24 protein-coding genes are annotated in these 23118 nt (G+C 71.0%); 17 read left to right on the plus strand and 7 right to left on the minus strand.

Going from position 1 to position 23118, the window contains the following annotated elements; all coding sequences use genetic code 11:
• Nucleotides 1-35: 35 nt before the first annotated feature.
• The 6 genes from ACIQMV_RS04980 to ACIQMV_RS05005 all read right to left on the minus strand — a co-directional run bounded on the left by ACIQMV_RS04980 (nt 36) and on the right by ACIQMV_RS05005 (nt 6527).
• Complete coding sequence (locus ACIQMV_RS04980) at nt 36-1301, minus strand: hypothetical protein (RefSeq protein ID WP_402591200.1); 1266 nt, start codon at nt 1299-1301, stop codon at nt 36-38.
• Between the two features lie 74 nt (nt 1302-1375).
• A complete protein-coding gene (locus ACIQMV_RS04985) occupies nt 1376-1900 on the minus strand; it encodes a SigE family RNA polymerase sigma factor (protein WP_402591202.1) in 525 nt (174 codons plus the stop codon).
• Between the two features lie 180 nt (nt 1901-2080).
• Nucleotides 2081-3778, minus strand: a complete 1698-nt coding sequence (locus ACIQMV_RS04990) for a chitinase (RefSeq protein ID WP_402591204.1) — start codon at nt 3776-3778, stop codon at nt 2081-2083.
• 170 nt (nt 3779-3948) lie between these two features.
• The gene (locus tag ACIQMV_RS04995) at nt 3949-4344 is read right to left on the minus strand and encodes a hypothetical protein (RefSeq protein WP_402591917.1); all 396 of its coding nucleotides are present in this window, start codon (nt 4342-4344) and stop codon (nt 3949-3951) included.
• Between the two features lie 28 nt (nt 4345-4372).
• Nucleotides 4373-4936 (minus strand): hypothetical protein, encoded by a 564-nt coding sequence (locus ACIQMV_RS05000; protein WP_402591206.1) that lies wholly within the window; start codon nt 4934-4936, stop codon nt 4373-4375.
• Between the two features lie 28 nt (nt 4937-4964).
• Nucleotides 4965-6527, minus strand: coding sequence for a hypothetical protein (locus tag ACIQMV_RS05005; protein WP_402591208.1), 1563 nt, complete (start codon nt 6525-6527; stop codon nt 4965-4967).
• 360 nt (nt 6528-6887) lie between these two features.
• Between ACIQMV_RS05005 and ACIQMV_RS05010 the strand changes: the two genes are divergently transcribed.
• The 16 genes from ACIQMV_RS05010 (at nt 6888) to ACIQMV_RS05085 (ending at nt 21815) form a co-directional block, all read left to right on the plus strand.
• Nucleotides 6888-7697, plus strand: coding sequence for a hypothetical protein (locus ACIQMV_RS05010; protein WP_402591918.1), 810 nt, complete (start codon nt 6888-6890; stop codon nt 7695-7697).
• A 79-nt stretch (nt 7698-7776) separates the two neighbouring features.
• Nucleotides 7777-8484 carry a Flp pilus assembly protein CpaB gene (gene cpaB, locus ACIQMV_RS05015; protein WP_225075342.1) on the plus strand — a complete coding sequence of 236 codons (708 nt, stop codon included), beginning with the start codon at nt 7777-7779 and terminating at the stop codon, nt 8482-8484.
• Between the two features lie 13 nt (nt 8485-8497).
• Nucleotides 8498-9751: an AAA family ATPase gene (locus ACIQMV_RS05020; RefSeq protein ID WP_141358913.1), complete on the plus strand. Its 1254-nt coding sequence runs from the start codon at nt 8498-8500 to the stop codon at nt 9749-9751.
• Nucleotides 9748-10164 carry a TadE/TadG family type IV pilus assembly protein gene (locus tag ACIQMV_RS05025; protein WP_141358911.1) on the plus strand — a complete coding sequence of 139 codons (417 nt, stop codon included), beginning with the start codon at nt 9748-9750 and terminating at the stop codon, nt 10162-10164. Before ACIQMV_RS05020 ends, ACIQMV_RS05025 begins: the two co-directional genes overlap by 4 nt.
• A gap of 1 nt (nt 10165) precedes the next feature.
• Nucleotides 10166-10534, plus strand: coding sequence for a TadE/TadG family type IV pilus assembly protein (locus ACIQMV_RS05030; protein WP_141358909.1), 369 nt, complete (start codon nt 10166-10168; stop codon nt 10532-10534).
• Nucleotides 10535-10725: 191 nt separating this feature from the next.
• A complete protein-coding gene (locus tag ACIQMV_RS05035; RefSeq protein ID WP_141358905.1) occupies nt 10726-12063 on the plus strand; it encodes a CpaF family protein in 1338 nt (445 codons plus the stop codon).
• Nucleotides 12064-12074: 11 nt separating this feature from the next.
• On the plus strand, nt 12075-13016 hold the full coding sequence (locus ACIQMV_RS05040; protein ID WP_401773246.1) for a type II secretion system F family protein: 942 nt from the start codon (nt 12075-12077) through the stop codon (nt 13014-13016).
• Nucleotides 13017-13043: 27 nt separating this feature from the next.
• Nucleotides 13044-13937 (plus strand): DUF5936 domain-containing protein, encoded by an 894-nt coding sequence (locus ACIQMV_RS05045; RefSeq protein ID WP_141358901.1) that lies wholly within the window; start codon nt 13044-13046, stop codon nt 13935-13937.
• Between the two features lie 15 nt (nt 13938-13952).
• Nucleotides 13953-15545, plus strand: a complete 1593-nt coding sequence (locus ACIQMV_RS05050; RefSeq protein WP_402591212.1) for a histidine kinase — start codon at nt 13953-13955, stop codon at nt 15543-15545.
• Nucleotides 15546-15594: 49 nt separating this feature from the next.
• On the plus strand, nt 15595-16434 hold the full coding sequence (locus ACIQMV_RS05055; protein ID WP_402591214.1) for a response regulator: 840 nt from the start codon (nt 15595-15597) through the stop codon (nt 16432-16434).
• 148 nt (nt 16435-16582) lie between these two features.
• Entirely contained in the window at nt 16583-16819 is a 237-nt protein-coding gene (locus tag ACIQMV_RS05060) for a hypothetical protein (RefSeq protein WP_402591216.1), read from the plus strand.
• Nucleotides 16819-17412, plus strand: coding sequence for a pilus assembly protein TadG-related protein (locus ACIQMV_RS05065; protein WP_402591218.1), 594 nt, complete (start codon nt 16819-16821; stop codon nt 17410-17412). The genes ACIQMV_RS05060 and ACIQMV_RS05065 overlap by 1 nt, the downstream gene beginning before the upstream one ends.
• A gap of 34 nt (nt 17413-17446) precedes the next feature.
• Nucleotides 17447-18022, plus strand: a complete 576-nt coding sequence (locus tag ACIQMV_RS05070) for a hypothetical protein (protein ID WP_402591220.1) — start codon at nt 17447-17449, stop codon at nt 18020-18022.
• A 10-nt stretch (nt 18023-18032) separates the two neighbouring features.
• Entirely contained in the window at nt 18033-18659 is a 627-nt protein-coding gene (locus tag ACIQMV_RS05075) for an OmpA family protein (protein ID WP_141358890.1), read from the plus strand.
• A gap of 139 nt (nt 18660-18798) precedes the next feature.
• Nucleotides 18799-20952 carry a hypothetical protein gene (locus ACIQMV_RS05080; protein ID WP_402591222.1) on the plus strand — a complete coding sequence of 718 codons (2154 nt, stop codon included), beginning with the start codon at nt 18799-18801 and terminating at the stop codon, nt 20950-20952.
• Complete coding sequence (locus ACIQMV_RS05085) at nt 20949-21815, plus strand: hypothetical protein (RefSeq protein WP_402591224.1); 867 nt, start codon at nt 20949-20951, stop codon at nt 21813-21815. Before ACIQMV_RS05080 ends, ACIQMV_RS05085 begins: the two co-directional genes overlap by 4 nt.
• 25 nt (nt 21816-21840) lie before the next feature.
• Here ACIQMV_RS05085 and ACIQMV_RS05090 read toward each other — a convergent pair whose 3' ends face one another.
• On the minus strand, nt 21841-22203 hold the full coding sequence (locus ACIQMV_RS05090) for a DUF192 domain-containing protein (RefSeq protein ID WP_141358884.1): 363 nt from the start codon (nt 22201-22203) through the stop codon (nt 21841-21843).
• A gap of 84 nt (nt 22204-22287) precedes the next feature.
• Here ACIQMV_RS05090 and ACIQMV_RS05095 point away from each other — a divergent pair, with 84 nt between their 5' ends.
• Nucleotides 22288-23070: a prepilin peptidase gene (locus ACIQMV_RS05095; RefSeq protein WP_402591227.1), complete on the plus strand. Its 783-nt coding sequence runs from the start codon at nt 22288-22290 to the stop codon at nt 23068-23070.
• Nucleotides 23071-23118: the final 48 nt, after the last annotated feature.

Consider the following 23118-nt stretch of genomic DNA (forward strand, 5'->3'; position numbering starts at 1 on the left):
CGGGCGCTTGCCGGGGCCCGGTACCGCGCCGGAGATCAGCCCTGCGGACTCCACCCGGGGTCGGTGGCGATCGCCTTCAGTTGCTCCATGGTGAGCGCCGGCGCCTTGCGGGTGGCCGGGGTGTTCTGCGCGCCGGAGTTGAAGGCGCTGATCACCACACGCCGGTGGTCGGGCCGGACGGTGTCCACGCTCCACTGGACGATCCCGGAAATGCCCTTCTCGCCGGACTCCCGGCGCGTGACCACCTTGGTGCCGTCGGGCAGGACCTCGGCGTCCGGACCGAACAGCTCGCTCTCCATGTCGCCCCGTGTGTCCAGCTGGACGTTGACCTGCACCAGGCTCGTGCCCCTGCCGTCGTCCAGGACGACGTACCCGAATCCGTCGTCGTTCGGTCCGCTCCTGGAGACGACCTTGACGCCGGGCGGCACCAGACGGGTGAGCACCGCCGAGATCGAGCCGCCGGGGGTGAGCGGCCCCGGGTCCGGCTCGGGTGCCGGGCTGACGTCGAGCGGCAGGGCGTCGGCGGCCGCGCGCAACTCGTGTGCGGTGGCGAGCGCCTTCAACTGGGCCAGATCAAGGGGTGGTTGGTCCCGGGTGACGGGCGATCCCTTCTCGGCGGCGCTGTTCCACTCCTGGACGCCGATGTGCCCGCCCGCCGACGTGACGAGGTCGGCGGCCCACCGCTTCGTGCCACTGCGGCTGTTCGGATACTCGTACCCCTTCAGGAGCATGAGGACGGAGCCGTCGGAGAGCTTGGTGGAGGTGCAGGAGTCGTAGACGATGAACAGCTTGTCCGGGCACTGGGTGGTCTGGCGGGCTTCCAGGCCACCGGGCCGCACACGGTTGAGGGACACGGCGATGGCTCCCTCGCCGTCGCCGTCGTCGTACACGAGGTTGGCGTAGGACCCGTTGTCCGTGCTGCTTCCGTCCTTGTTGCTGATCTGCCCCTCGGGGAGCAGCTTTTCGAGGGTGCGGACGAGCTCGTCGCCGGACATGACGGTCGCGGCGGTGGTCTCGGGGGCGGTGACGCTGGCCCGTGCCGCCGGGCCGGCGGCCACGGACCGCTGTCGTACGCCGTCCCCCTGGCCGTCGGGAAGGAGCAGGGCCCCGCCCAGTCCGACGAGCGCCACCGCGGCGGCACCGCCCACGACGGCGGTGGCGCGCCGCCGCGAGCGCAGCCGCCGCCCGTGCGTTTCGCCGCGGGCGGCCAGCGTCTGCTGGTCGGTTCCGAACGTGGCGCCGGTGTCCCGCAGGACGTCGGCGAGCCGTTCCTCGAAGGGGTCGTGGTCTGCATCAGGCATGGCGAACCGCCGTTTCCGCATGGGTGGTCGTTGATCCGGTCGTGGGCGGGAGCAGGGTCGTGGGTGGGAGCAGGTCAGAGACTCGCGTACTCGGCGAGCGAGTCGCCGAGCAGCGCACGCAGCCGGGCGAGGGCGCGGACGCAGCGGGTCCGGACGGCGGCCGAGCTGGCGTTCAACGCGGCGGCCGTCTCCTCGATGCTGCGGTCCTCCCAGTAGCGCAGGACGACCACCGCCCGGTCCTTGGCAGACAGTTGTCCGAGCGCTTCCAGGAGGGTCAGCCGCAGCGGCGCGTCGCCGCCGGGCTGCGGCTCGGGCATCTCGGGAAGGACGTCGGTGGCGCGTTCCCTGCGGCTGCTGTGACGACGCCGGTGGGCGAGGAACGCGCGGGTCAGGACGGTCTGGGCGTACGCGGCCGGGTTGTCGGCGCGGGAGATCCGGCGCCAGCGGAGGTACACCCGGCCGAGGGTCTCCTGGACGAGGTCCTCGGCGAGATGGGTGTCACCGCCGGTGAGCAGACAGGCCGACCGGTACAGATGCCCGGCGCGTGTCACCGCGAACTCCTGGTACTCGTCGGTCCAGTCGTTCCGGTCCTGCCCCATGTGCCCTCCTTGTGTTCCCCGCGCGCTCCGTGGCCCCCGAACGCGCCCCCACCTCATTGATGCGGTGAAACCCCCGGAATGTTTCACGGGACTTCGGCGCGGGCGGACGGGAACGCCGAACGGCTGCCGCCGCGCCCCCGCGGGAGGGCGTGACGGCAGCCGTGAAGGGCTTCCGTGGCGTTACGGCAGGGCGTGCACGTGGGGGCCCACGGTGTTCGACCAGGCGTTGCCCGCCGTCGCGTCCCAGTTGGTGGACCAGGTCATGGCGCCGCGCAGGGCCGGGTAGGTCTTCGAGGGCTTGAAGGAACCGCAGCTGGTGCCCTTGGCCAGGCAGTCCAGGGCGTTGTTCACCACCGTCGGCGAGACGTAGCCGCTGCCCGCGCCCCTCGTGGAGGCGGGGACGCCCAGGCCGACCTGCGACGGGGCGAGACCGCTCTCCAGCTGGATGCAGGCGAGGGCGGTGAGGAAGTCGACCGAGCCCTGGCTGTAGACCTTGCCGTCGCAGCCCAGCATGGAACCGCTGTTGTAGTACTGGGTGTTGACGACCGTGAGGATGTCCTTGACGTTCAGTGCGGTCTGGAAGTAGCCGGCCGACGTGGACTGCATGTCGATCGTCTGCGGGGCCATCGTGAGGATCAGCGACGGGCCGGCCTTGCCGGACAGGGCGCGCAGGGCCTGGCTCATGTAGGTGGCGTTCAGGCCGTTCTCCAGGTCGATGTCGACGCCGTCGAAGCCGTACGTCTGCATCAGCGAGTACACGGAGTTGGCGAAGCTGGTCGCGGAGGCCGAGTCGCTCACCGAGACGGTGCCCGTCTCACCGCCGACCGAGATGACGACCTTCTTGCCGGCGGCCTGCTTGGCCTTGATGTCCGCCTTGAACTGGTCGACCGTGTAGCCGTTCAGGCCGGCCGAGTCGAGGGTGAAGTTCACCGCGCCCCGGGTGGCCGTCGCGTCGGCGAAGGCGACGGCGATGATGTCGTACTGCGACGGCACGTCCGAGATCCTCTGGACCGTGGCGCCGTTGTTGAAGTTCTGCCAGTAGCCGGTCACCGCGTGCTTCGGGAGGCCGGTGCCGCCCCCGCCCCCGCCGGAGGACGCCGTCGTGCCCTTCACGGTCGCCGACCTCGCCGACTCGCCCGCCGCGTTCGTCGCCGTCACCTGGAAGGAGTACGAGGTGGCGACCGCGAGACCGGTCACCGTCGCCGACGTGCCGCTCACCGCGGTCACCTTCGAGCCGTCGCGGTAGACGTTGTAGCCGGTGGCGCCCGAGACCGTGTTCCAGGACAGCGAGACCGACGAGGACGTCGTGCCCGTCACTCCCAGGCCGCCCGGCGCGGACGGCACCGTCGGGGCCGGGTCACCGCCGCCGCCCCCGTCGGGGCCGAAGACGGAGACGTCGTCGGCGTAGTACGCCGCCTGCCCGTACCAGCCGTGCAGGTACACCGTCACCGAGGTCGTGGAGGAGCCGGTGGTGAAGGTGGTCGAGAGCTGCTTCCAGCTCGCCGAGTCCGGCGTCCAGGTGGAGACGTCCGTGGTGCCCGTGCCGGTCGCGCCCAGGTAGGTGTACCCGCCCTGCACCCATGCGCTCAGCGTGTACGTCGAGTTGGGCTTGACCGCGACCGCCTGGGTGCACTGGGCGTTGTCCAGCCCGGCCGGTGTGGCCTTCAGCGCGGCGGAGCCGCCGTGCACGGGGGAGGAGACGGTCGTCCCGCTGCCGGCCGAGCAGGACCAGTTGTTCAGGCCCGATTCGAATCCGGCGTTCTTGGCGTTGTTGACGTCCGCCGCCGACGCCTGGCCGGCTCCGGCGAAGGAGAGGGCGAGGGCGGCGGTGACGGCACCCGACCACAGGCGCAGCCGTCGTGTTCTGGGTCTGGGCATGCCTGGTACGAGGTCCACTGGGGCCTCCGGTGGGGGAGAGGGGGGTGAAGGGGAGGGCAGGACAAACGGTGGCCACCGCTTGGTCGTACAAGTTGGTCCAGACCATTTGGCTTGTCAAGAGGTCCAGACCAAAGTCGTGCCCGGTCCAACGCCCCTGTCCCGCACTCCTGTTACGGCCGCGCCTCCTCCTGCCGGTGCTCCAGCAGCAGGCCCAGCGCGCACCCGGCCAGCAGCACCCCGGTCGACATCCACAGCGCCAGGGACGACGGTCCCGCACGCTCCCAGCGCAGCGACACCGTCAGCAGCTGCGCCGCCACCGGCACCGCGCACCCCGCCACCGCGTGCCGCGCGGGGATCTCCCGCCACGGTGCCGGATGCGCCCGCGCCGCGGCCCAGGTCGCCAGCACGACGCACACCAGGTTCGGCAGGTGGACCAGTGCCAGCGCGGCGCCGAACGAGCCCACGCCCCGCGGGCCGACCAGATTCCCGTACAGCAGCGTCATCTGCGCGTACTCGGTGACGACGAGCACCACCACACCCACCGCCCAGGCCCGGACCAGCGGCATCACCGGACCCGCACCTTCCTCGCCACCACTAGTGCACCCGCACCGAGTCGATGATCCCGCGCAGGTCCGCGGACGACAGCACGCCCCGTGCCGCGTCGATCCGGATCGCGAAGGTCCGGTCGGCCGAGTCCAGGCCCGTGAGGATCACGCCCCGGATCGACGTGCCCTTGGGCGGGTCGCCGTCCTCGCCCGTCGAGTCGAAGGTGAAGTCGATCCGCTTGGCCTGGTCCGTGCCGGTCAGCTTCACGTCCTTCTCACCCTCCACCTTCGCGCCCATCCGGATCCCGGCCTCGGCGGCGATGGCTGCCTGCTCCGCGGAGCCGGCCCGGGTGAAGTCCAGTTGGACGGTGATGACCGAGACCGTCCGCCCGGACTTCTCGCGTACGGCCGCCGCCGCGTTGTACTTGCCGCGCTCGGCCGCGCTCTGCTCGACGTACCCCCCGGAGCCCGCGGGATACGACACGGAGACGCCCTTCGTGCTCAGCGTGCCCCAGCCGTCCGGCACGGAGGCGGAGTCCGCGTCGCCCCTGCCACAGCCCGTGAGGGCGGCAGCGGCGGCGAGCAGGCCCGCGGTCAGCAGTCGTGTCCTCATCGGCGTACCAGCCCTCCTGTCGGCGCGATCATTCGGCACAGTAGCTGTAGGGGACGTAGGACCGGCGGTCTCCGTTCGGAGCGCCGAGGAACCGGGCGTCCGTGAGGGTCTCCGCCTTCTGCTCGGTGCTGACCGACAGGCCGAGGCTCAGCCCGAGGTTCAGCTCGAAGCCGTACTCGGCGGCGTTCACCTGGCCGGTGTACGTCATCCTGCTGGACGTGCCCTTGTCGAAGACCAGTCGGCCGAACGGGTCGTCGGCGCCGGGCCGCCGGGTCGGCGCGTGGTCGTCGAACATGTACTGGAAGGGCGTCGCCAGCTGCTCGTTGGTGCTGCTCAGCCACTGCTCGGCGACGGCCCGGTCCCGGTCTCCGGCGGGACCGGGGTCGAAGCTCAGGGAGGTGGTGACGACCTCGATGCCGGTGGAGCCGTCGGTGCCCTTCCCGCTCACCCCGCCGCCGCGCTCGTCCTTGCCCGGCTTGCCGTTGCCCCCGCCGATTCCGGCGCCGGCCTTCTGTCCACCCCGCTCGACGGTGCGGGTCATGTTGACGCCGACCAGTTTGCCGGTGGACTTGTCGTAGGTGACGGTGATGGTGCCGGTCCGGGTGGTGGAGGCCGAGGCGTCGCCCTTGACCGGGCCCGCCTCGTAACTCGCCCTGGTGCCGTACTCGATCGACGAGGAGTACGTGTACGACTTGGTGTTCTTGTAGGCGTTGTCGGTCCAGGTGATCTCGGGGGAGTACTTGAAGTTGCCGCCGAGCGCGGCGCTGAGCTTCTTGTCGTCGCCCGCCGAGATCTTCAGGCCGGCCGCCGCGGACGCCTCCAGGCCCACCTTGCCGTAGGTGATCTTCCGGTTGTCGCCCAGCGCCTTCTTCACCCGGTTCTCCGTGTCCTCCTCGTCCTTGAGGGGACCGGTGCCGAAGAGGTAGAGGATGCTGTCGCCGAGGCTCGCGTCCGCGCCGCCCGGCGACTGGCGCCGCGTCTGGTACATCTGGAGCTTCTCGACGTCGTCGCGGAATCTGCGCGCCTCCTCCGGGCTCTCGAACACCCAGGTGTCGCCGTTGGTCACCTTGATCCCGGCGCCCAGCTCCACCTTGTCGGTGCCGGCCTTCCCCAGCTTCAGCCCGGGCTTGAAGTCCTTCTTGGCGCTGACGGAGGCCGCGTCCGTGAAGGTGAGGTAGACCAGTTCGTCCTGGTCGTCGATCTTGCCGTCGTGGTTGACGTCCGTGTGCGCCTTGAGGTGCTGCTCCTGGAAGCCGTACTCCTTGCCGATCTCCCAGAACAGGATCTTCGCCTTGGAGCCCGCCCTGTCGCTGACCGTCGAGACCTGGCACAGCGCCGGCTCGAAGTCGGCGTCGGTCAGGGCCCGGTCGTCCCCCCGCGAGCTCCCGCCGCCGCAGTCCGAGCCTCCGGTGACCCTGCAGATCTCGGCGGCGATCCTGTCGTGGACGGTCCGGCCGACGCCGGTGGCGCCGATGCCGAGCACGACGGCGACGACGACCACGACCATGCCGAGGTACTCGGTGGCGGTCGCGCCCGAGTCGTCGTAGCCGTACGCCCTCCGGCACGTCCGTCTGCCGCCCCCGCGAGCCATGCGGCACCCCTCCTCGCACAGTGGCAAGCGCCATTCCGGTCGGCGAGCGTAGGTGCGGGCGACGCCGGGCGGCGTGGGCCCGCGGGCCCAAACCGGGGCCCACCGTCAACGAGTTGCCGTCGGCCCATGCTTTCGGGTCGGGTCGGGATGCTCAGCCTGCCCCGGTTTGAAATGACTTGCGCAAGGAGAGTTCCCGGCCAGGTACAGAATCGCTGTTCTCCGGTCACAGAGGCGTGGATACAGTGCTGAGGTAGTCACGCAGTGAAGTCAACTCGGTGTGCCGGACGACCACCGGCGGACCGACAGGCGTCTAACGGGGAGCTGCGCGTGTCCACTGCCATTGCTGTGACGAGCGCCGACATGGCGCTGCCCGCGCAGGACGAGCGGACCGTGCCCGCCGTCGTCCTGAAGGACCTGGACCGGCAGCCGCTGGAGCAGACGCTCGACGCCATGAAGGCCCTGATCGACCAGCACGGGCACGTCGTCGTGGTGTGCTCGGACGCCGTCCCCAGCGGGGTGGAACGGCGGCTGCACACCGTCCGCTCACTGCTGGAGAGCGACCGCATCGCCCTGTTCCGGCCCGACCTGCCGCCGCTCGGACTCGCCGTTCTCGCCCGCCAGTTGCGCCAGCTCGCCTCCTGCGACCTCAGCCCCGGCGTGCTCGCCTCGGCCGGCCGGCTGCTCACCCACTACATCCACGCCGGCGCCGTCCTGGCCTCGGTCGCGCGCCTCGACCGCGTCCCCGTGGGTCTCAAGGCGCACGCCAAGTCCTGGGTTCCGGGCAGCCAGTTCGGCGTGATCGCCCACCCGGAACCGCAGCTCGTCCGGATCGGCCCCGAAGCGACCCTGAGCGGGCCGGACTTCGGCAGCTGGATGCTGCTCGCCAAGGGCCAGCTCCAGTCCGACTGGGTCGGCTCCACCCTCGCCCCCGCGTGGAACGCGCTGGGGCTGCGCGAGGCCGGCCTGCCGGCCGAGTCGGCCACCTGGTGGGGCACCGGCAAGCTGATCGAGTTCTGCACCTACCTGCCCGACCTGTCGGTGCTCTACCAACTGGTCACCTCGGTACGCCAGGGTGTGTGCCACTGGTGCGGCATCGATGTCATCGGAGACCGCTGCGTCTTCTGCTCGGCCACTCCACCCGTCCCCGAGAGCCGGACACCCACCGGATGAGTACCTGAACCACCGGCACCACCGTCATTCGATTCCGCTCGACTTCGCCGACCGATATCCCAATGAGGTTGCACGGTTCATGAACTCCCGTCAGCGCCGCGGCGTGATACTCCTGATCCTGTCCGTCATCTGCGCCCTCGCCGCGTTCGCGGGCGTGCTCTCCGTCATCAGCGACGTCAAGTCCAAAGTCGGACCGGAGGTCGCCGCCTACCAGCTGCGCACCGACGTGGCGCCGTACACGACGCTGAGCACGGGCCAGTTCGAGAAGGTCAAGATGCCCAAACGGTGGCTGTCGCCGAACGCCGTCACCGACCTCGGGCAGATCCAGGGCAAGATCGCGGTCACCACACTGCGCAAGGGCTCCCTGCTCCAGAGCGACATGATCGTGAACCAGCCCGCCCTGCAACCGGGGCAGCAGGAGGTCGCCATCATGATCGACGCGGCGACCGGCGTGGCCGGCAAGATCACACCGGGCTCCACGGTCAACGTCTACGCCACCTTCGGCGGACAGCGGCAGGGCGATCCCGCCCAGTCCAAGATCATCGTGACCAACGCCAAGGTCCTCGACGTCGGCAGGATCACCGCGCTCCAGCCGAACGCCGACAACCGGGCCCAGCAACCCACCGACGCCGTCCCCATCACCTTCGCGCTGTCCACCATCGACGCCCAGCGCATCACCTACGCCGAGTCGTTCGCCCAGCGGGTCCGGCTCGCGCTGGTCGCTCCCGGCAGCGACACCAGCGTCCCGGCCAAGGACCGGACCTACGAACTCGCGAAAGACAAGTGAGAGGCCGGCAGGCATGACCACCAGGATCCTCCCGGCCGTCGGCGACCCCGACGCGGCCCGGTCCATCACCACCCTGCTCAGCCAGCTCCCCGACGCCGAGCCGGTGGCCCCGGTCGTCGACTCCACCCAGCTCATCGACACGCTGGCGCGCCTGGCCGCAGAGTCCGTCGACGAACTGCCCGAGATCGTGGTGGTGCACGAGCGGATCGGCCCGGTGCCGGCCCTGGAGCTGATCCGCGAAGTGGCCCTTCGCTTCCCGGCGGTCGGCGTCATCCTCATCACCTCCGACGCCAGTCCCGGCCTGTTCTCGGCCGCGATGGACTCGGGCGCGCGGGGACTGGTGGCCCTCCCGCTGAGCTACGAGGAACTGATCAGCCGCGTACAGGCGGTGGCCCAGTGGTCGGTGGGCGTACGGCGCCACCTGGGCCACGGCGGCGACGTGTTCACCGGGGCCGGCGGGCGGGTGGTGACCGTGAGCGGAGCCAAGGGCGGGGTGGGCGCCACGCTCACGGCGATACAACTCGCCCTCGCCGCCCAGGCCTCCGGGCGCGGCACGGCCCTGGTCGACATGGACCTCCAGTCCGGTGACGTCGCCTCCTTCCTGGACGTCCAGTTCCGCCGCTCGGTCGTCGACCTCGCCGCCATCACCGACATCTCCCCGCGCGTCCTGGCCGACGCGATCTTCCGCCACGACAGCGGGCTCGCGCTGCTGCTCGCGCCCGGCGAGGGCGAGCGTGGCGAGGAGGTCACCGACCGGGCCGTCCGCCAGATCGTCAGCGCGCTGCGGTCCCGCTACGAGATCGTCGTCCTGGACTGCGGCGCCCAGATGAGCGGGGCGAGCGCGGCGGCCGTCGAGATGGCCGACACCGCGCTGCTCCTGACCACTCCGGACGTGGTCGCGGTGCGCGCGGCCAAGCGGACCGTACGGATGTGGGACCGGTTGCAGATCCGCAAGGCCGAGGAGACGACCGTCGTCGTCAACCGCCACACCCGGTCGACCGAGATCCAGCCGCCGCTCATCCAGAAGATCACCGGCACACCGGTGGCCGCCACGGCGATCCCCGCGGGCTTCAAGGAACTCCAGGGCGCGGTGGACGCGGGACGCATCCACGAACTGGAGAGCAAGAGCACGGTCAAACAGGCGCTGTGGGGGCTCGCCGGAGAGCTGGGCATCGTCAAGGCACCCGAGGGCGACCGCAAGGGCGGGCGGCTGCGGGGCGACCGGGGGTCGGTGAGTTTCCGGCGCCGCAGGGAGGCAGGGGGATGAACGTGCGGGCAGGCACAGGGAAGCGGCCGCCGGCCGGGCGGCTCCGCTCGGACAGCGGGCAGGTCGCCGTCGAACTGCTCGGCATGACGCCCACGATCCTCATCACGCTGGTGCTGCTGTGGCAGTGCGTGCTGCTGGGGTACACGTACACGCTTGCGGGGAATGCTGCGGACGAGGCGGTACGGGCGGGGACGGCGGCCGATCGCGGCACCAGGGACGCCGCCTGCCAACAGGCCGGGCTCGACAAGCTGTCGGCCGCGTGGCGAAGGGGGGCTGAGGTGGGCTGTGAGACGAGCAACGGCTACGTACGCGCGCGCGTCGGCCTCAAGGTGCCCGTCCTGTTCCCCGGCACGATCGACTTCCCCATCACGGTCACGGGTCACGCCGGCGCCGTCGAGGAGGCGACGCACTGACATGCCGCACGAGGGCGTACGCCGCGACCGCCGCCACGACCGGGGCCAAGTCGCCATCGAGTACCTGGGGTTCATTCCGATCCTGATGCTGATCGCCATGGCCGTCATCCAGATCGGGCTGATCGCCTACACGGCCCAGCAGGCCGGTACGGCCGCCCGCGCGGGGGCGCGCGCGGCCTCGCTCCGGCAGGGAGCCGAGCAGGCCTGCGCGAGCGCGGTCAGCGGCTGGCTGGCGGACGGCACCAGCTGCCCGGCCTCGTACGGCGGCAAGGAGGTCACCGTCACCGCGGGCGTCGACATCCCCTCGATCGTCCCCGGCTGGAACTTCGGCCGGGCCCACAAGACCGCCACCATGCCGCTCGACCACTGAGACCGAATGAACCACTGAGACCGAATGGACCGCTGAGACCGCCGGACCGCTGAGACCGCCGGACCGCTGAGACCGCCGGACGACTGAGACCGCCGGACGACTGAGACCGCTCGACCACCGGCCAGGACCGGCTCGACAGCACCGACCAGGACCGACTCGACCACCGACCAGGAGCGAGGAGCACCGGACCCATGAGCCTCCGCGCACGCATCAACTCCCCGGAGGAGAAAGGCAGCCGGGGCGAGGACGGCCACCTCGTCGCCTCCTACCGGGCCAAGCTCCTGGAGGAGATCGACCTCGCGGAGATGAGCTCGCTGGCCGCCGCCGAGCGCCGGGCGCGGCTGGAGCGGGTGCTCGGGCACATCATCAGCCGGGAGGGCCCGGTCCTGTCGACCGTGGAGCGCTCGCAGCTGATCCGCCGGGTCGTCGACGAGGCCCTGGGCCTGGGCATCCTCGAACCCCTCCTCGAGGACGCCTCCATCACCGAGATCATGGTGAACGGACCCGACGCGATCTTCGTCGAGCGCGGCGGCCGGGTCGAGCAACTGCCCATCCGCTTCGCCTCCGACGACCAGCTGATGCAGACCATCGAGCGGATCGTCTCGACGGTCAACCGCCGCGTGGACGAGTCGAACCCGATGGTCGACGCCCGCCTGCCCTCCGGCGAGCGCGTCAACGTCATCATCCCGCCGCTCTCGCTCACCGGCCCCACGCTCACCATCCGCCGCTTCCCGCGCTCCTTCACCCTCCAGGAGCTGATCGGCTTCGGCTCGCTCGACGAGCACATGCTGTACCTGCTGGCCGGCCTGGTGCAGGCGAAGTTCAACGTCATCGTCTCCGGGGCCACCGGTACCGGCAAGACGACCCTGCTCAACGCCCTGTCCGGGTTGATCCCCGAGGGCGAGCGCATCATCACCATCGAGGACTCCGCCGAGCTCCAGCTCCAGCAGACGCACGTGATCCGGCTGGAGTCCCGGCCGCCGAACGTGGAGGGCCGCGGCCAGGTCACCATCCGCGACCTGGTGCGCAACTCGCTGCGCATGCGCCCCGACCGCATCGTCGTCGGTGAGGTCCGCGGCGGCGAGTCGCTCGACATGCTCCAGGCGATGTCGACCGGCCACGACGGCTCGCTCGCCACCGTGCACGCCAACAGCGCCGAGGACGCGCTGATGCGCCTGCAGACCCTCGCCTCCATGTCCGACGTGGAGATCCCCTTCGTCGCCCTGCACGACCAGATCAACAGCGCCGTCGACGTGATCGTCCAGCTCACCCGCTTCGCCGACGGCGCCCGCCGCGTCACCGAGATCGCCCTGCTCGACAGCCATGGCAGCGAGCCCTACCGGCTGGCCACCGTGGCCCGCTTCGCCGCGCAGCCGATGGCGGCCGACGGCCGGATCTACGGCGCCTTCGAGTACCACCCGCTGCCACGCCGCACCGCCGACCGCCTCTACATGGCGAGCCAGCCCATCCCCCAGGCCTTCGGCGTCGCCCAGTCCGCAGACCAGCTGGCCACCCGAGAAGCCAGGTAGGAACCGTCCCCATGGATCTGAGCACCCTCGTCACCCTCACCACCGGCGTCACCCTGCTGACCTGCGTCCTGGCCGTCGCCGGGCTCCACGCCTACACCTCCGGCAAGGCCCAGCGGGCGGCCCTCGTCGACCGGCTCTCCCAGACCGGTCGGATCCCGGTCGGCCGCCGGCGCCGCTTCCCCAACCTCGACCGCCGACTGCGCCGTACGAAACTCGGACGCAGGCTGGAGCTGAGGCTCGCCGCGACCGGCCTGGACGTCACCCCGGGCGAGTTCTTCGTCTACATGCTCGCCACCGTGGCCGCCCTCTGGCTGATCGGCCAGGCCTCCCTGGCCCCCTTCTTCGGCCCGCTGGCCGGCCTGCTCGGCATCTGGGCGGCGGTGCAGTTCCTCAACTGGCAGCGCCAGAAACGCATCGAGAAGTTCATCAACCAACTCCCCGAACTGGCCCGCATCCTGGCCAACGCCACCCAGGCGGGCCTCGCCCTGCGCACCGCGGTCGGCATGGCGGCGGAGGAGCTCGAGGCCCCGGCGGGTGAGGAACTGGCCAAGGTGGCCCACCAGTTGGCACTCGGCGCATCAATGGACGACGCACTGGCGGAGCTCACGGACCGCCTGCCCTCGCGGGAGCTGGTCGTCCTCGTCACCACCCTGGTCCTGTCCAACCGGGCCGGCGGCCAGGTGGTGAGCGCCCTGCGCAACCTCACCGAGACCCTGGAGGAGCGCAAGGAGACCCGCCGCGAGGTCCGTACCCAGCTGTCCCAGGTCAACATGACCTCCTACGCGGTCCCGGTGCTGGGCATCGGCGCGCTGTTCCTCATGAACGGCGTCAAGGCCGGCGCCCTCGACCGCATGACCGCCTCCCCGATCGGCCAGGGTGCGGTGATCATCGCCTTCGCGCTCTACGCCGTCGGCTTCGTCCTCATCCGCCGCATGTCCCGCATCGACGTCTAGCCGGGTTCCCGGAAGGAGGGAAGAGGGATGGCACTGCTGCTCGCACTCGTGATGGGCCTCGGCGTCTGGGGCGTCTTCGCCGGCATCCGCATGTACCGCGCCGACGCCCGGCTGCCCGACGACCTGGCGCTGGCCCTGGAGGTGGGCTCCACCCGTACCGGCGCGGTGGACTCCCTGGTCGACCGCCTCGGCATGCGCTACGCCCCCGCCGTGCTGCGCCTGATGGGCCCCAAGAGGGTGGCCAGGTACCGCCGCAAGATCGACCTGGCGGGCAACCCCGGCGGCCTGACGATCGACCGCTACGCGGCCCGGCGGGCGGTCTACGGCTTCCTGGGCGGCCTGGGCGGAGTGGTGTTCCTCATGCGCGGCCAGCTCTTCGTCGCCCTGCTGCTGCTCGCCTTCGGCGCCTTCTGGACCGAGGTCGGCATCTGGTCGGCGATCCGCATCCGCAAGGACGTCATCGAGCGGACGCTGCCGGACTTCCTCGACGTGCTCGCGGTCGTGGTGAGCGCGGGCCTCGGCTTCCGCCAGGCCCTGGACCGCGTCGCCGACAAGTACGAGGGCCCCTGGGCGGACGAACTGCGCATCACCCTGCGCCAGATGGACCTCGGCATGAGCCGCCGCCAGGCCTTCGCGGAGCTGCGGCGCAGGAACGACTCCGAACAGGTCGCCATGTTCGTGACGGCGTTGCAGCAGGGCGAGGAACTGGGCGCCCCGATCGTCGACACGCTCGTTTCCCTGGCCAAGGACATGCGCCGCACCGACGCGCAGAACGCCCGCCGCAAGGCCGCCCGCGCGGTCCCCAAGGCCACCATGATGATCACCACCTTCATGGTCCCGGCCACGATGATCCTCCTCGGCGCCGGCCTGATCCTCGGCTCGGGTGTGGACTTCGGCTCCCTCACGGGTACGGGCGAGTAGGGGGGCGACGAGGACATGGCGACCACGGAGGAACGCGCGGGGCTGCTGCGCCGCCGCCCGAGGATCCCCGAGATCACCACCCCTCCGGCGGGCACGGTCCTCCCGGCCCACGTCCGCACGGGCGCGCCGGACATCCCGGTGACGTCGGTGACGCCGGCGTTGCCGCCCGGGTGGGAGCCGGCGGAGGCCCCGTTGCCGGGGGTGCCGCAGCGGCCGCGCGGACGGACGGCCGCCGACGGTGAAGGCCGCCCACAGGGGCCACCCGCACCTGGCGACGATGCCCGCACGGGCGTTGCGGGCGGAACCGCAGGCCGGGCCGAAGGCGGAGCCGGGGCCGAAGCCCCCGCCCAGTTTCCGCCAGGCCAGGCCCCCACCCCGGAGCCGGAAAGACTGCAGATCAGCGCGCTGCAAGCGATGTGCCGCCACGTCTTCGCCTTCCGTCTCGCCATGATCGCCCTCTCCGCCCCCGTCGCCCTTCTCAACGCCGCGCCCGGCCTGGCCACCCGCCTGGTCAGCGCCGCGGTCGTCGTCACCTTCATGGGCTCGTACGTCCTGTTCAGGGACTGGGAACGCTTCGGCCCCCTGCTCCTGAGGCACCCCACTCTCCTCGCCCTGGACACCCTCTTCGGGGCCCTCCTCCTGATCGCGGCGGGCCCGGACAGCACGCTCGCCTACGTCAGCGTCTGCACGCCCCTCCTCGCCGGTCTCGTCTACGGCTGGCGTGGCGCGGGCCTGTTCGCCTCGCTCCAGTCACTGATCCTGCTCGTCATCTCCACCAGCTCCAAGGAGCTGTCCCCGGACCTGGCCCAGGCGGCCCTCCTCCCCGGCCTGTGCGTCATCGCGGGAGCGGCCGGCGTCACCCTGCGCAACCTGCTTCTGCGCTTCGGTGAGGCCACCCAGGCCCTGACCACGGTCCAGGCCCGCCTCGCCGTCACCGAGGCGGTGGGCGCCGAACGGGCCCGCCTGGCCCGCGAGATGCACGACTCGGTGGCGAAGACCCTGCACGGCGTGGCCATGGCCGCCGACGGCCTGGCGGGCTCGACGGGCGCCGACCGCATGGACCCGGCTCTGGTGAGGCAGCAGGCGGAACTGGTGGCCCGCTCGGCCCGCCGGGCGGCCGCCGAGGCCCGCGAACTGCTGACCGACCTGCGCCGTGAGAACGACCCGCACCACGGCACCGACGTGCTCGTCGAACTCGCGGCCCGCACCCGGGACTTCGCATCCCGGACCGGGCTGTCCGCCACCTACCGCCCGACCGGCGAGCCCGGCGTGCCGCCGGTGCCGCCGGCCGTGGCCCGCCAGCTCCTGACCATCGCGTCGGAGGCGATGGAGAACGCCCACCGCCACGCGGAGCCCACCCACGTCGAGGTACGCGCCGGCGTCCACGGCGACCTGCTGCGCATCAGCGTGTACGACGACGGCCGCGGCCTGCCGCCCGGCACCAGCCTCGAACAACTCCGCCGAGCGGGCCACTTCGGCCTGGTCGGCATGGTCGAGCGGGCGGCCTCGGTCGGCGCCCGCATTCGTATCGGCCGCGGCGCCCAGCCCAAGGGAACGGAGGTCCGTCTCGAACTGCCCCTGGGAGCCCTGACGACACCGACCGTATGACCGTCCGACCATCCATCCCTGCTCCACGACCCAGAGAGGAGGCCGCCGCGTGCCGGACCAGACGACTTCCAACCCTTTCGAGGGCTTCCCACAGCCCGCACCGGCCGCGCCCCTGCGCGTCGTCGTGGCCGACGACAACCCCGTGGTCCGCGCCGGCCTGACGGCCCTGCTCTCCGGCCGCGCCGACATCACGGTGGTGGCCGAGGCCGCCGACGGCCGCGCCGCCTGGGAGGCCGCCCAGCAGTACCGTCCCGACGTCGTCCTGCTCGACGTCCGCATGCCCGGGGTGGACGGCCTCTCCGCGCTGCCGTACCTGGTCCGGATCGCCCCGGTCATGATGCTGACCTACAGCAGCGAGTCGGAGATCGTCCAGGAGGCCCTGCGCCTGGGTGCGGGCGGCTACCTGGTCCACGGCGAGTTCACGGCCGACCAACTCGTCACCGCCGTACGTGACATCAAGGAGGGCAGGGCCCACTTCACTCCCACGGCGGCGGGCGCCCTGGTGGCCCGGCTGCGCCGGGACCAGCCGGTGGAGGGTGCGATCGCACACGATCACACCTTCCCAACGTCGCATGAACCGGCCACATCTGCTCCACGCCTTTCGCAGTTGCAACCGGATGTGGGACAGTCCTCGTCTGGATGGACAGGTGGTCGTCCGGCCGCCGTCGACAGGTCGAGGTTCCAACTCAGCGCGAGGGAGGCGGAGATCATGGACCTCATCGCGTCCGGCATGACCAACCAGCAGATCGCCGCCACCTGCTTCATCAGCGAGAAGACCGTCAAGAACCACATCAACCGCATCTTCGCCAAGCTGCACAGCACCAGCCGTTCCGAGGCCGCCGCCAAGTGGCTGGGCACGGCCCCGGGTTCGTCACGAGGGCTGGGGTGAAGCGTGATGACGACGGTACGGGGGAAGCGTGGCTGGGTCTCGCTTTGGGCCCGGGATTGGGTCCGGGGACCCTCTGGCGGACGGGGTGTTCCGGCATACGTTTCCGGTGTCGCAAGCGGCACCGAGACCGAACCCGGAGGGGAACACCATGAGCGACCTGATGCTGAAGACCGCGGTTGCTACCAAGGTCCGCGTGAACGGCTGGAAGAACACCACGGCCGAGGCGATGCGGCGCCGCGCCGGCGACAGGGGGCAGACCGCGGTCGAGTACCTGGGCATCATCGCGGTGGTGGTGGCGATCGTGCTGGCGATCGTCGGTACGGACATCGGCCAGTCGATCTACGACGCCATCACGCAGAAGATCTCCGAGGTCACCGGCGGCTGATGCGGTCTCGTCGACACGACGACGCTGGGCAGGCCTTCCCCATCTACATCATGGTGGTGGGGGGCCTGCTCTTTCTCGCGTTCGCATATCTGGCGGTCGGCCAGGCGGCGGCCAACCGGAACGGGGCGCAGACGGCGGCAGACGCGGCGGCGCTGGCGGCCGCGCAGGACACTCGGGAGCAGCTCGCGGGCGGGTGGGTCGACGCTGTGCTCGATCCGACCAAGTGGCAGGGCCTCCTCAACGGCAACGTGGCGCAGATGAATGGCTGCTGGCGGGCGTACCAACTCGCGCAGCAGAACGAAGCCCACGTGGACGGCTGTCAGCCGTCGTTGTTGAAGTACACGGTGCACGTCCAGACCGACAAGTCGGTCGGGCACTCCATTGTTCCCGGCACGGAGAACAAGCACTCCAAGGCGCACGCCAGCGCCGTCATCGAGCCGCTGTGCACGTTCGACCCTCCCCTTGAGGGCTCCGAAGACAAGGACGTACTTCCGCGACTCACCTGCAAGAACAGGTATTGGGACCTCGATCCGCACCATCTCACGGACCTGCCGCGACCCGAGGACCTCTTCGACGTCCATCTGGCCGACTGACAAGCGAACGACGAGTGATGAAGGAAGCAGAGTGATGAGCATTCGGTTCACTGCGAAGGCCCGTAGGGGGTTGGTCGTGTTGACCGTGGCGGCCGGGTTGGCCCTCGGCGCGGCCGGTTGCGGCGGTGGCGACGACAAGAAGCCGGATGCGGCAACTTCCGCATCCAAGAGTGGTGGATCCAAGCCGGATACTCAGGAGGGGCGGTCGCAGGACCCGATGGCCGAGTTGAAGGGTCCGGACGGCTTGCTGCTTCAAATTACATCCGTCGAGCGGGACTCCGGTGGATTCGTCACCGTGAACGGGTCTCTGAAGAATGACGGAGCCAAGGTGGTCACTCTCCCCTCCGGCCTGAGCGGTAACGAAACCGAGATCATCAGGAACGGCAGGTCGCTGGGCGGTGCGACGCTTGTCGACTCCAAGAGCAGGAAGCGCTATTACGTGCTGCGGGACACGGATGGTCGCCCGCTCACCACCACGGGAATGTCGACAATCAGGGCTGGTGAAAGCCTGCCGGTTTTCATGCAGTTCCCAGCTCCCCCCGTTGGTACGACTGAGGTCAGCTTCCAACTGCCCATGTTCCCCGCCGCCCCCATCAAGATCTCTGGGTGAGGCGGACCCCATGACCCACACCCGTCTCACCCTCGCCCTCACAGCCGCCGGCGTCATGACCGTCGCGAACCTCTACGGTGCCGTGGCGGCCCGCGCCGACAGTGGCCCCAGCGTGCCGCCGGGCACGGAGCCCTCCGCCTCCGCCCCCGTGAAGGTCGACCCGAGCGACCCCGACCTGAAACTGCCCGAGGGAGCCACCCTCGCCGCAGCCAAGGTGCTGGACATCAAGTCCGTGGTCGAGGAGCAGGGCGGTGAGGAACGCCGTGAGGACACCAACACGGATGTGACGTTCGCCCTCCAGGCCGAGGTGCTGTTCGCCAAGGACAGCGCGAAGCTGAGCGACCGGGCGAAGTCCCGGATCAACACGATCGCGCAGGAGATCAAGAAGCAGAGGGCGAGCCAGGTCCGTGTCTTCGGCTTCACGGACAACCTCGGCACGCACGCGCACGGCGTGGTCCTGTCCAAGCAGCGCGCCAACGCCGTCCAGGACGTCCTCTCCCAGGAGCTGAACGACCCCAACATCACCTTCGATGTGCGTGGTTACGCCGAGCAGTACCCCATCGCGGACAACTCCACGGAGGACGGCCGCAAGAAGAACCGCCGAGTGGAGGTCACGTTCCCCCGCAGCCAGAACTGACGGCGTACGCCACCAGTCGTGAGCGGGCCGCGATGCCCGGGCGCTGATTGGGTGTCCGTTTGGGTCTCCGGGCCCATGCCGGGCAGGCGGCCGTTCCCTAACCTCGGCCGGAGTTGTGCGCCAACCGGGGGGAGGGCACATGCCACGGTCGCTGTCGGCGGCGTTGGTGCTCGTGCACGCACTGTTCGTCGCCACCGTGCTCGGCGGGATCGGTCTGCTGCTGACGGCCGGGTCGTACGGCGCCCTCGACGACGGTGTCATCGCCCTCGTCGCGTACGCGGCCGCGCCCGGGGTGCTCGGCTGGTGGCTCGCCCGACGGAGCTGGGAGGGCGGGGGCCGGATCCGGTGGGCGCTGATCGGCGTGCACGTCTGGCTGATCCTCGGCGGGCTCGCCAACCTCGCCGGAGGTTCGGCCCGCGGGGGCATCCAGCTCTTCCTGCCCATCCTCATCCTCTACTTCCTGCTTCAGTCCGAGACCCGGCAGTGGTACGAACTCCCGGCGCCGGCGCGGGCCGAGCGCCGTCCCTTCTCGCTCGCCCGGATGATCCGGTGGCGGCGGGGGGACGAAGGCCAGACCGCGGTCGAGTACGTCGGCCTGGTCGCGATCGTGGCCGCCATCGTGCTGGCGCTGGTGCTCAGCGGTCTCGGCACGCAGATATTCGTGAGCATCGAGGCCCAGGTCTGCAAGGTCGTCGGGACGGGCTGCGCGGCCCCGGCGGGCGACGGCACCGACACCCACGCCTCCGGCGACACCAGCGGCAGCACGACCGGTGGCGGTGCCGGTACCGACGGCGGCACGACTGATGGCAGTACCACCACGGGTGGTGGCTCCACGACCGGCGGCAGCACGACCGATGGCGGCACCGCCACTGACGGCGGCACGACCACTGACGGCGGTGACCAGACCACCGGCGGCGACCAAGCCACCGGCGGCGACCAAGCCACCGAAGACACCCCCACCACCGAAGCCGACAGGACCGACGACACCAGCAGCCCCGACGAGAAGAAGGACGACGGCTGTTTCTCCGGTTTCGGTGCCTTCTTCGGGTGTGCCGGGGATCAGCTCAAGCAGGTGGGTGAGGGGATCTTCGTCGACGGTGTCTGGGGGGACGTCACCGGGATCTGGGACATGGTCACGAACCCGGGGGACACCCTCAGCGGGATCGCCGACTACGGCAAGCAGCTCGGGCAGGACTGGCTGGAGGACTCCAAGGACGCCGGGAAGAAGTGGTCGGACGGGGACTACTTCGGGGCTATCCGGGACTGGGGCGGGGCCTCGCTGAACACCGGCGGGACGGTCCTGTGGGACATGTTCATCGGTGACGACGTGGCCGAGGACTGGAACAACGGCGAGAAGACCCGTGCCGTCTCCCACGTCGTCTGGAACATCGGCTCCCTCTTCATCCCCGGCTACGACGTCGGCAAGGTCGTGGAGAAGGTGGGCGACCTCGGCAAACTCGGGAAGCTCGGCAAGCTGGGCAAGTTCGCGGAGCAGGCCGGCGAGGCGGCGGAGGACGCCAAGAAGGCGGCCAGGGCCGGTGACGTCGAGGGCGCCGAGCGGGCCGCGAAGAAGGCGGACGAGGCGGCCGACGAGGCCGAGCGCAAGGCACGCGAGTCCGGCTGCACGATCGCCGCGCCCGCCCGCCGGATCCCCTACGAGGGCGGCGGCGGCCTCGGAGGAGGCGCCGGCACCGGAACCACCGTCCTCGCCGCGGGCGGCCCCCGTTACGTGATCCTCGCCGAGGGGCACTGCGACGAGGAGGCGAAGAAGGAGGCCGCCGAGGCCCGCAAACAGGCGGACGAGGCGGACGAGGCCGCCGAGGACGCGCGGCGCGAGAGCGGCAGGCCGGCCAATGAGTGGCAGGCGGGGGACGACGTTCCCGGCCCGGCCCGCGGGAAGACGCTCAAGTTCCCCAACAAGCGTCACACGATCAGCGGAGCGTCGGGCGGTCAGGTCAAGGAGCGCAACACGGTGATCCTCAGGGGCAACGAGGACCTCGTACGCTCGGACATCGAGGGCATCGCCAAGGGCCGGGCGAACCTGTCGCCGGACGGGAACACCTACGAGATCAACGGCCGCAGGTACGAGGTGGAGGCCAACGGGACGGTCTTCCCCAAGTCCGGTCCGGGACTGGTCGAGCTGGACCGCATCGAGTACGCCGCGCTGAAGGAGATCGCGCGGAACAAGGGCGACCTGAGCACGTCGCAGCAATTGCAGCGCGACCCCAAGTTCGTCAACAATCCCGCGAAGGTGCAGAAGGCCAAGGAGATCTACGACGGGACGTACAAGTGATCGCGAACCTCTTCACCGTCGCGGCGCCGGCGCCGGCCCGTCTTCGAGGGGCCCTGGCCGATCTGCTGGCGGTCCCGGAGGACGCGGTGGACGTGGCTGACGCGGACGGCGATCAGGAAGGGCGGCACTGGGAGGCTCCCGTGCTGTGCACCTACCGCCGGCTGCCGCCGGGTGATCTCGCCCTCGAACTGGACCTCACGGTGGAGGACGGCACCGCCGGACGCCTCACGGAGGGAGGACTCGCGCGGGGCCTCGCGGTGAGGGCGGGCAGTTCCGTGCTCCACCCCGCGGAGGTCGAACTGCCGAGTGCCTACTGGGTGGCGACGCCTGACGGTCGTTCGGTCAGGTGCCGTCTGGAGGCGCTGGACACCGAGGACGTCACGGCGTACCGCGTCGAGGCCGTGGAGGAGCCGGTGGCGGATCTGCCGGACGCGACGGTGGAGACGCTCCCGGAGATCCTGGACCGGGAGCCCGTCGGCACGCCCCTGTCCGACGCCGTCCTCGCCGGGCGGCCCACGGGCACGGTGGCGAGCGTCGAGGGACACCTGCACTACGGACTGCGGGTGTGGGAGAGGCTGTGCCGCAGGCTGGAATCCGGGTGGCGGCCTTCGGGCCGCTACCGGGAGGACCTGTTCCGGCGTGACCTGGAGGCCCGGGACGACCTCGCGGACGTCGTCGGACAGGCCGGCGAGCCCGGCGCCGACGCATTGCGGTCCGCCGTGGCCCGGCTCGACCGCATCTTCCGTGAGTACACCGAGGAAACACAGGAACCACCGGTCGCTCACCGCGCGACGGACGAGGCGGCGGACCGGAAGGCGGAGCGCTGGTGGTGGCACCGCCGTCCAAGGAACGTCCCGTGGTGACGCCGCCGCCGGGTCCCGGCGGCCCCTACCCGGCCTCCACCGTCACCAGCACCCCCGCTCGCAGCCCCCACCCCGCCATCGCCCCTGCCTCCGCCTCCAGTACGTGGCGGGAGCGCGGGCGGGGCAGGCCCAGGCGGTTCGGCCTCATGGTGACGACGGTGAGGACGCGCAGGTCGCGGTCGAGGTAGGCGACGTCGATCGGGATGCGCATGCGGAAGGTGTGCACGCTGTTGGCGGGGGAGAGCAGGATCGCGCCGTCGACGGCGTCACGGCCCAGCAGGCCCTTGGTGCGGGCCCGGTAGGAGGTGGCCAGCTCCAGCGGGACCGTCACCGGCGCCGAACCGTGCACGATCAGCCTGCCCCGCCCGTCACGCCGGCGTCGTCCCATGCCGAGCCGCCCTCCCGCCGAATCGTGTGCCTGCCGACCGACCGTACCGGCGGGGCGGTGGGCCCCGCATGGGTCCACGGGCCCATGCCCCGCGCGCACGCCGCCGCTAGGGTCCCCGGCGTGCGTGTACTGGTGACCGTCGTGGCCGCGCTGTGGGGTGCGGGGACCGGGCTGCTGCTGCCCCGGGCCGCCCACCGGTTCTCGGTCGGCGCCGGGGAGGCGTGGAGCGCCCGGTGCCCGGGCGGGCATCCGATCACCGGCGCGTTCGGGGGCTGGGTGGGCCGGGCCCGCTGCACGGGAGCGGTGGCCGGTTGCGGACCGTACGGGCCGAGCGCCCGGGCCGTGGCCGTCGTGACCGTGCTCGTCTGCGCCGCGCTCGCCGCCGCCACCGGGCCGCGCCCCGAGGTGGCGGTCTGGCTGCTCGCCGCGCCGGTCGGCGTGCTGCTGGCGCTCGTCGACCTCCGCGTGCACCGGCTCCCGGACGTGCTGACGCTGCCGCTGGCCGCCGCGACCGTCGCCCTGCTCGGCGCCGTCGCCGCACTGTCCGCTGCCGCGGGCTCGTGGCCCACCGCCCTGCTCGGCGGACTCGTCCTCGGGGGCGCGTACTTCGTGCTGTTCCTCGTCAACCCGGCCGGCATGGGCTTCGGCGACGTCAAACTCGCCCTGGCGCTCGGCGCGGCCCTCGGCTGGTACGGCTGGCCGGTTCTCGTCGTGGGCGCCTTCGCCGGGCTGCTCTACGGCGCCGGCTACGGACTGGGTCTGGTGGTGCTGCGCCGGGCGGGCCGCAAGTCGGCCGTCGCACTGGGGCCGTTCATGCTCGGCGGGGCCCTGACCGGGCTGCTGCTGGGGGCGTTGGCGGTGGCGTGAGGACGGCCGAGGACGTGCGCGTCCGTATATGGGAGGCGGCGGGGGACC

It is taken from the genome of Streptomyces sp. NPDC091412 (assembly GCF_044756885.1).
Lineage (GTDB): Bacteria > Actinomycetota > Actinomycetes > Streptomycetales > Streptomycetaceae > Streptomyces.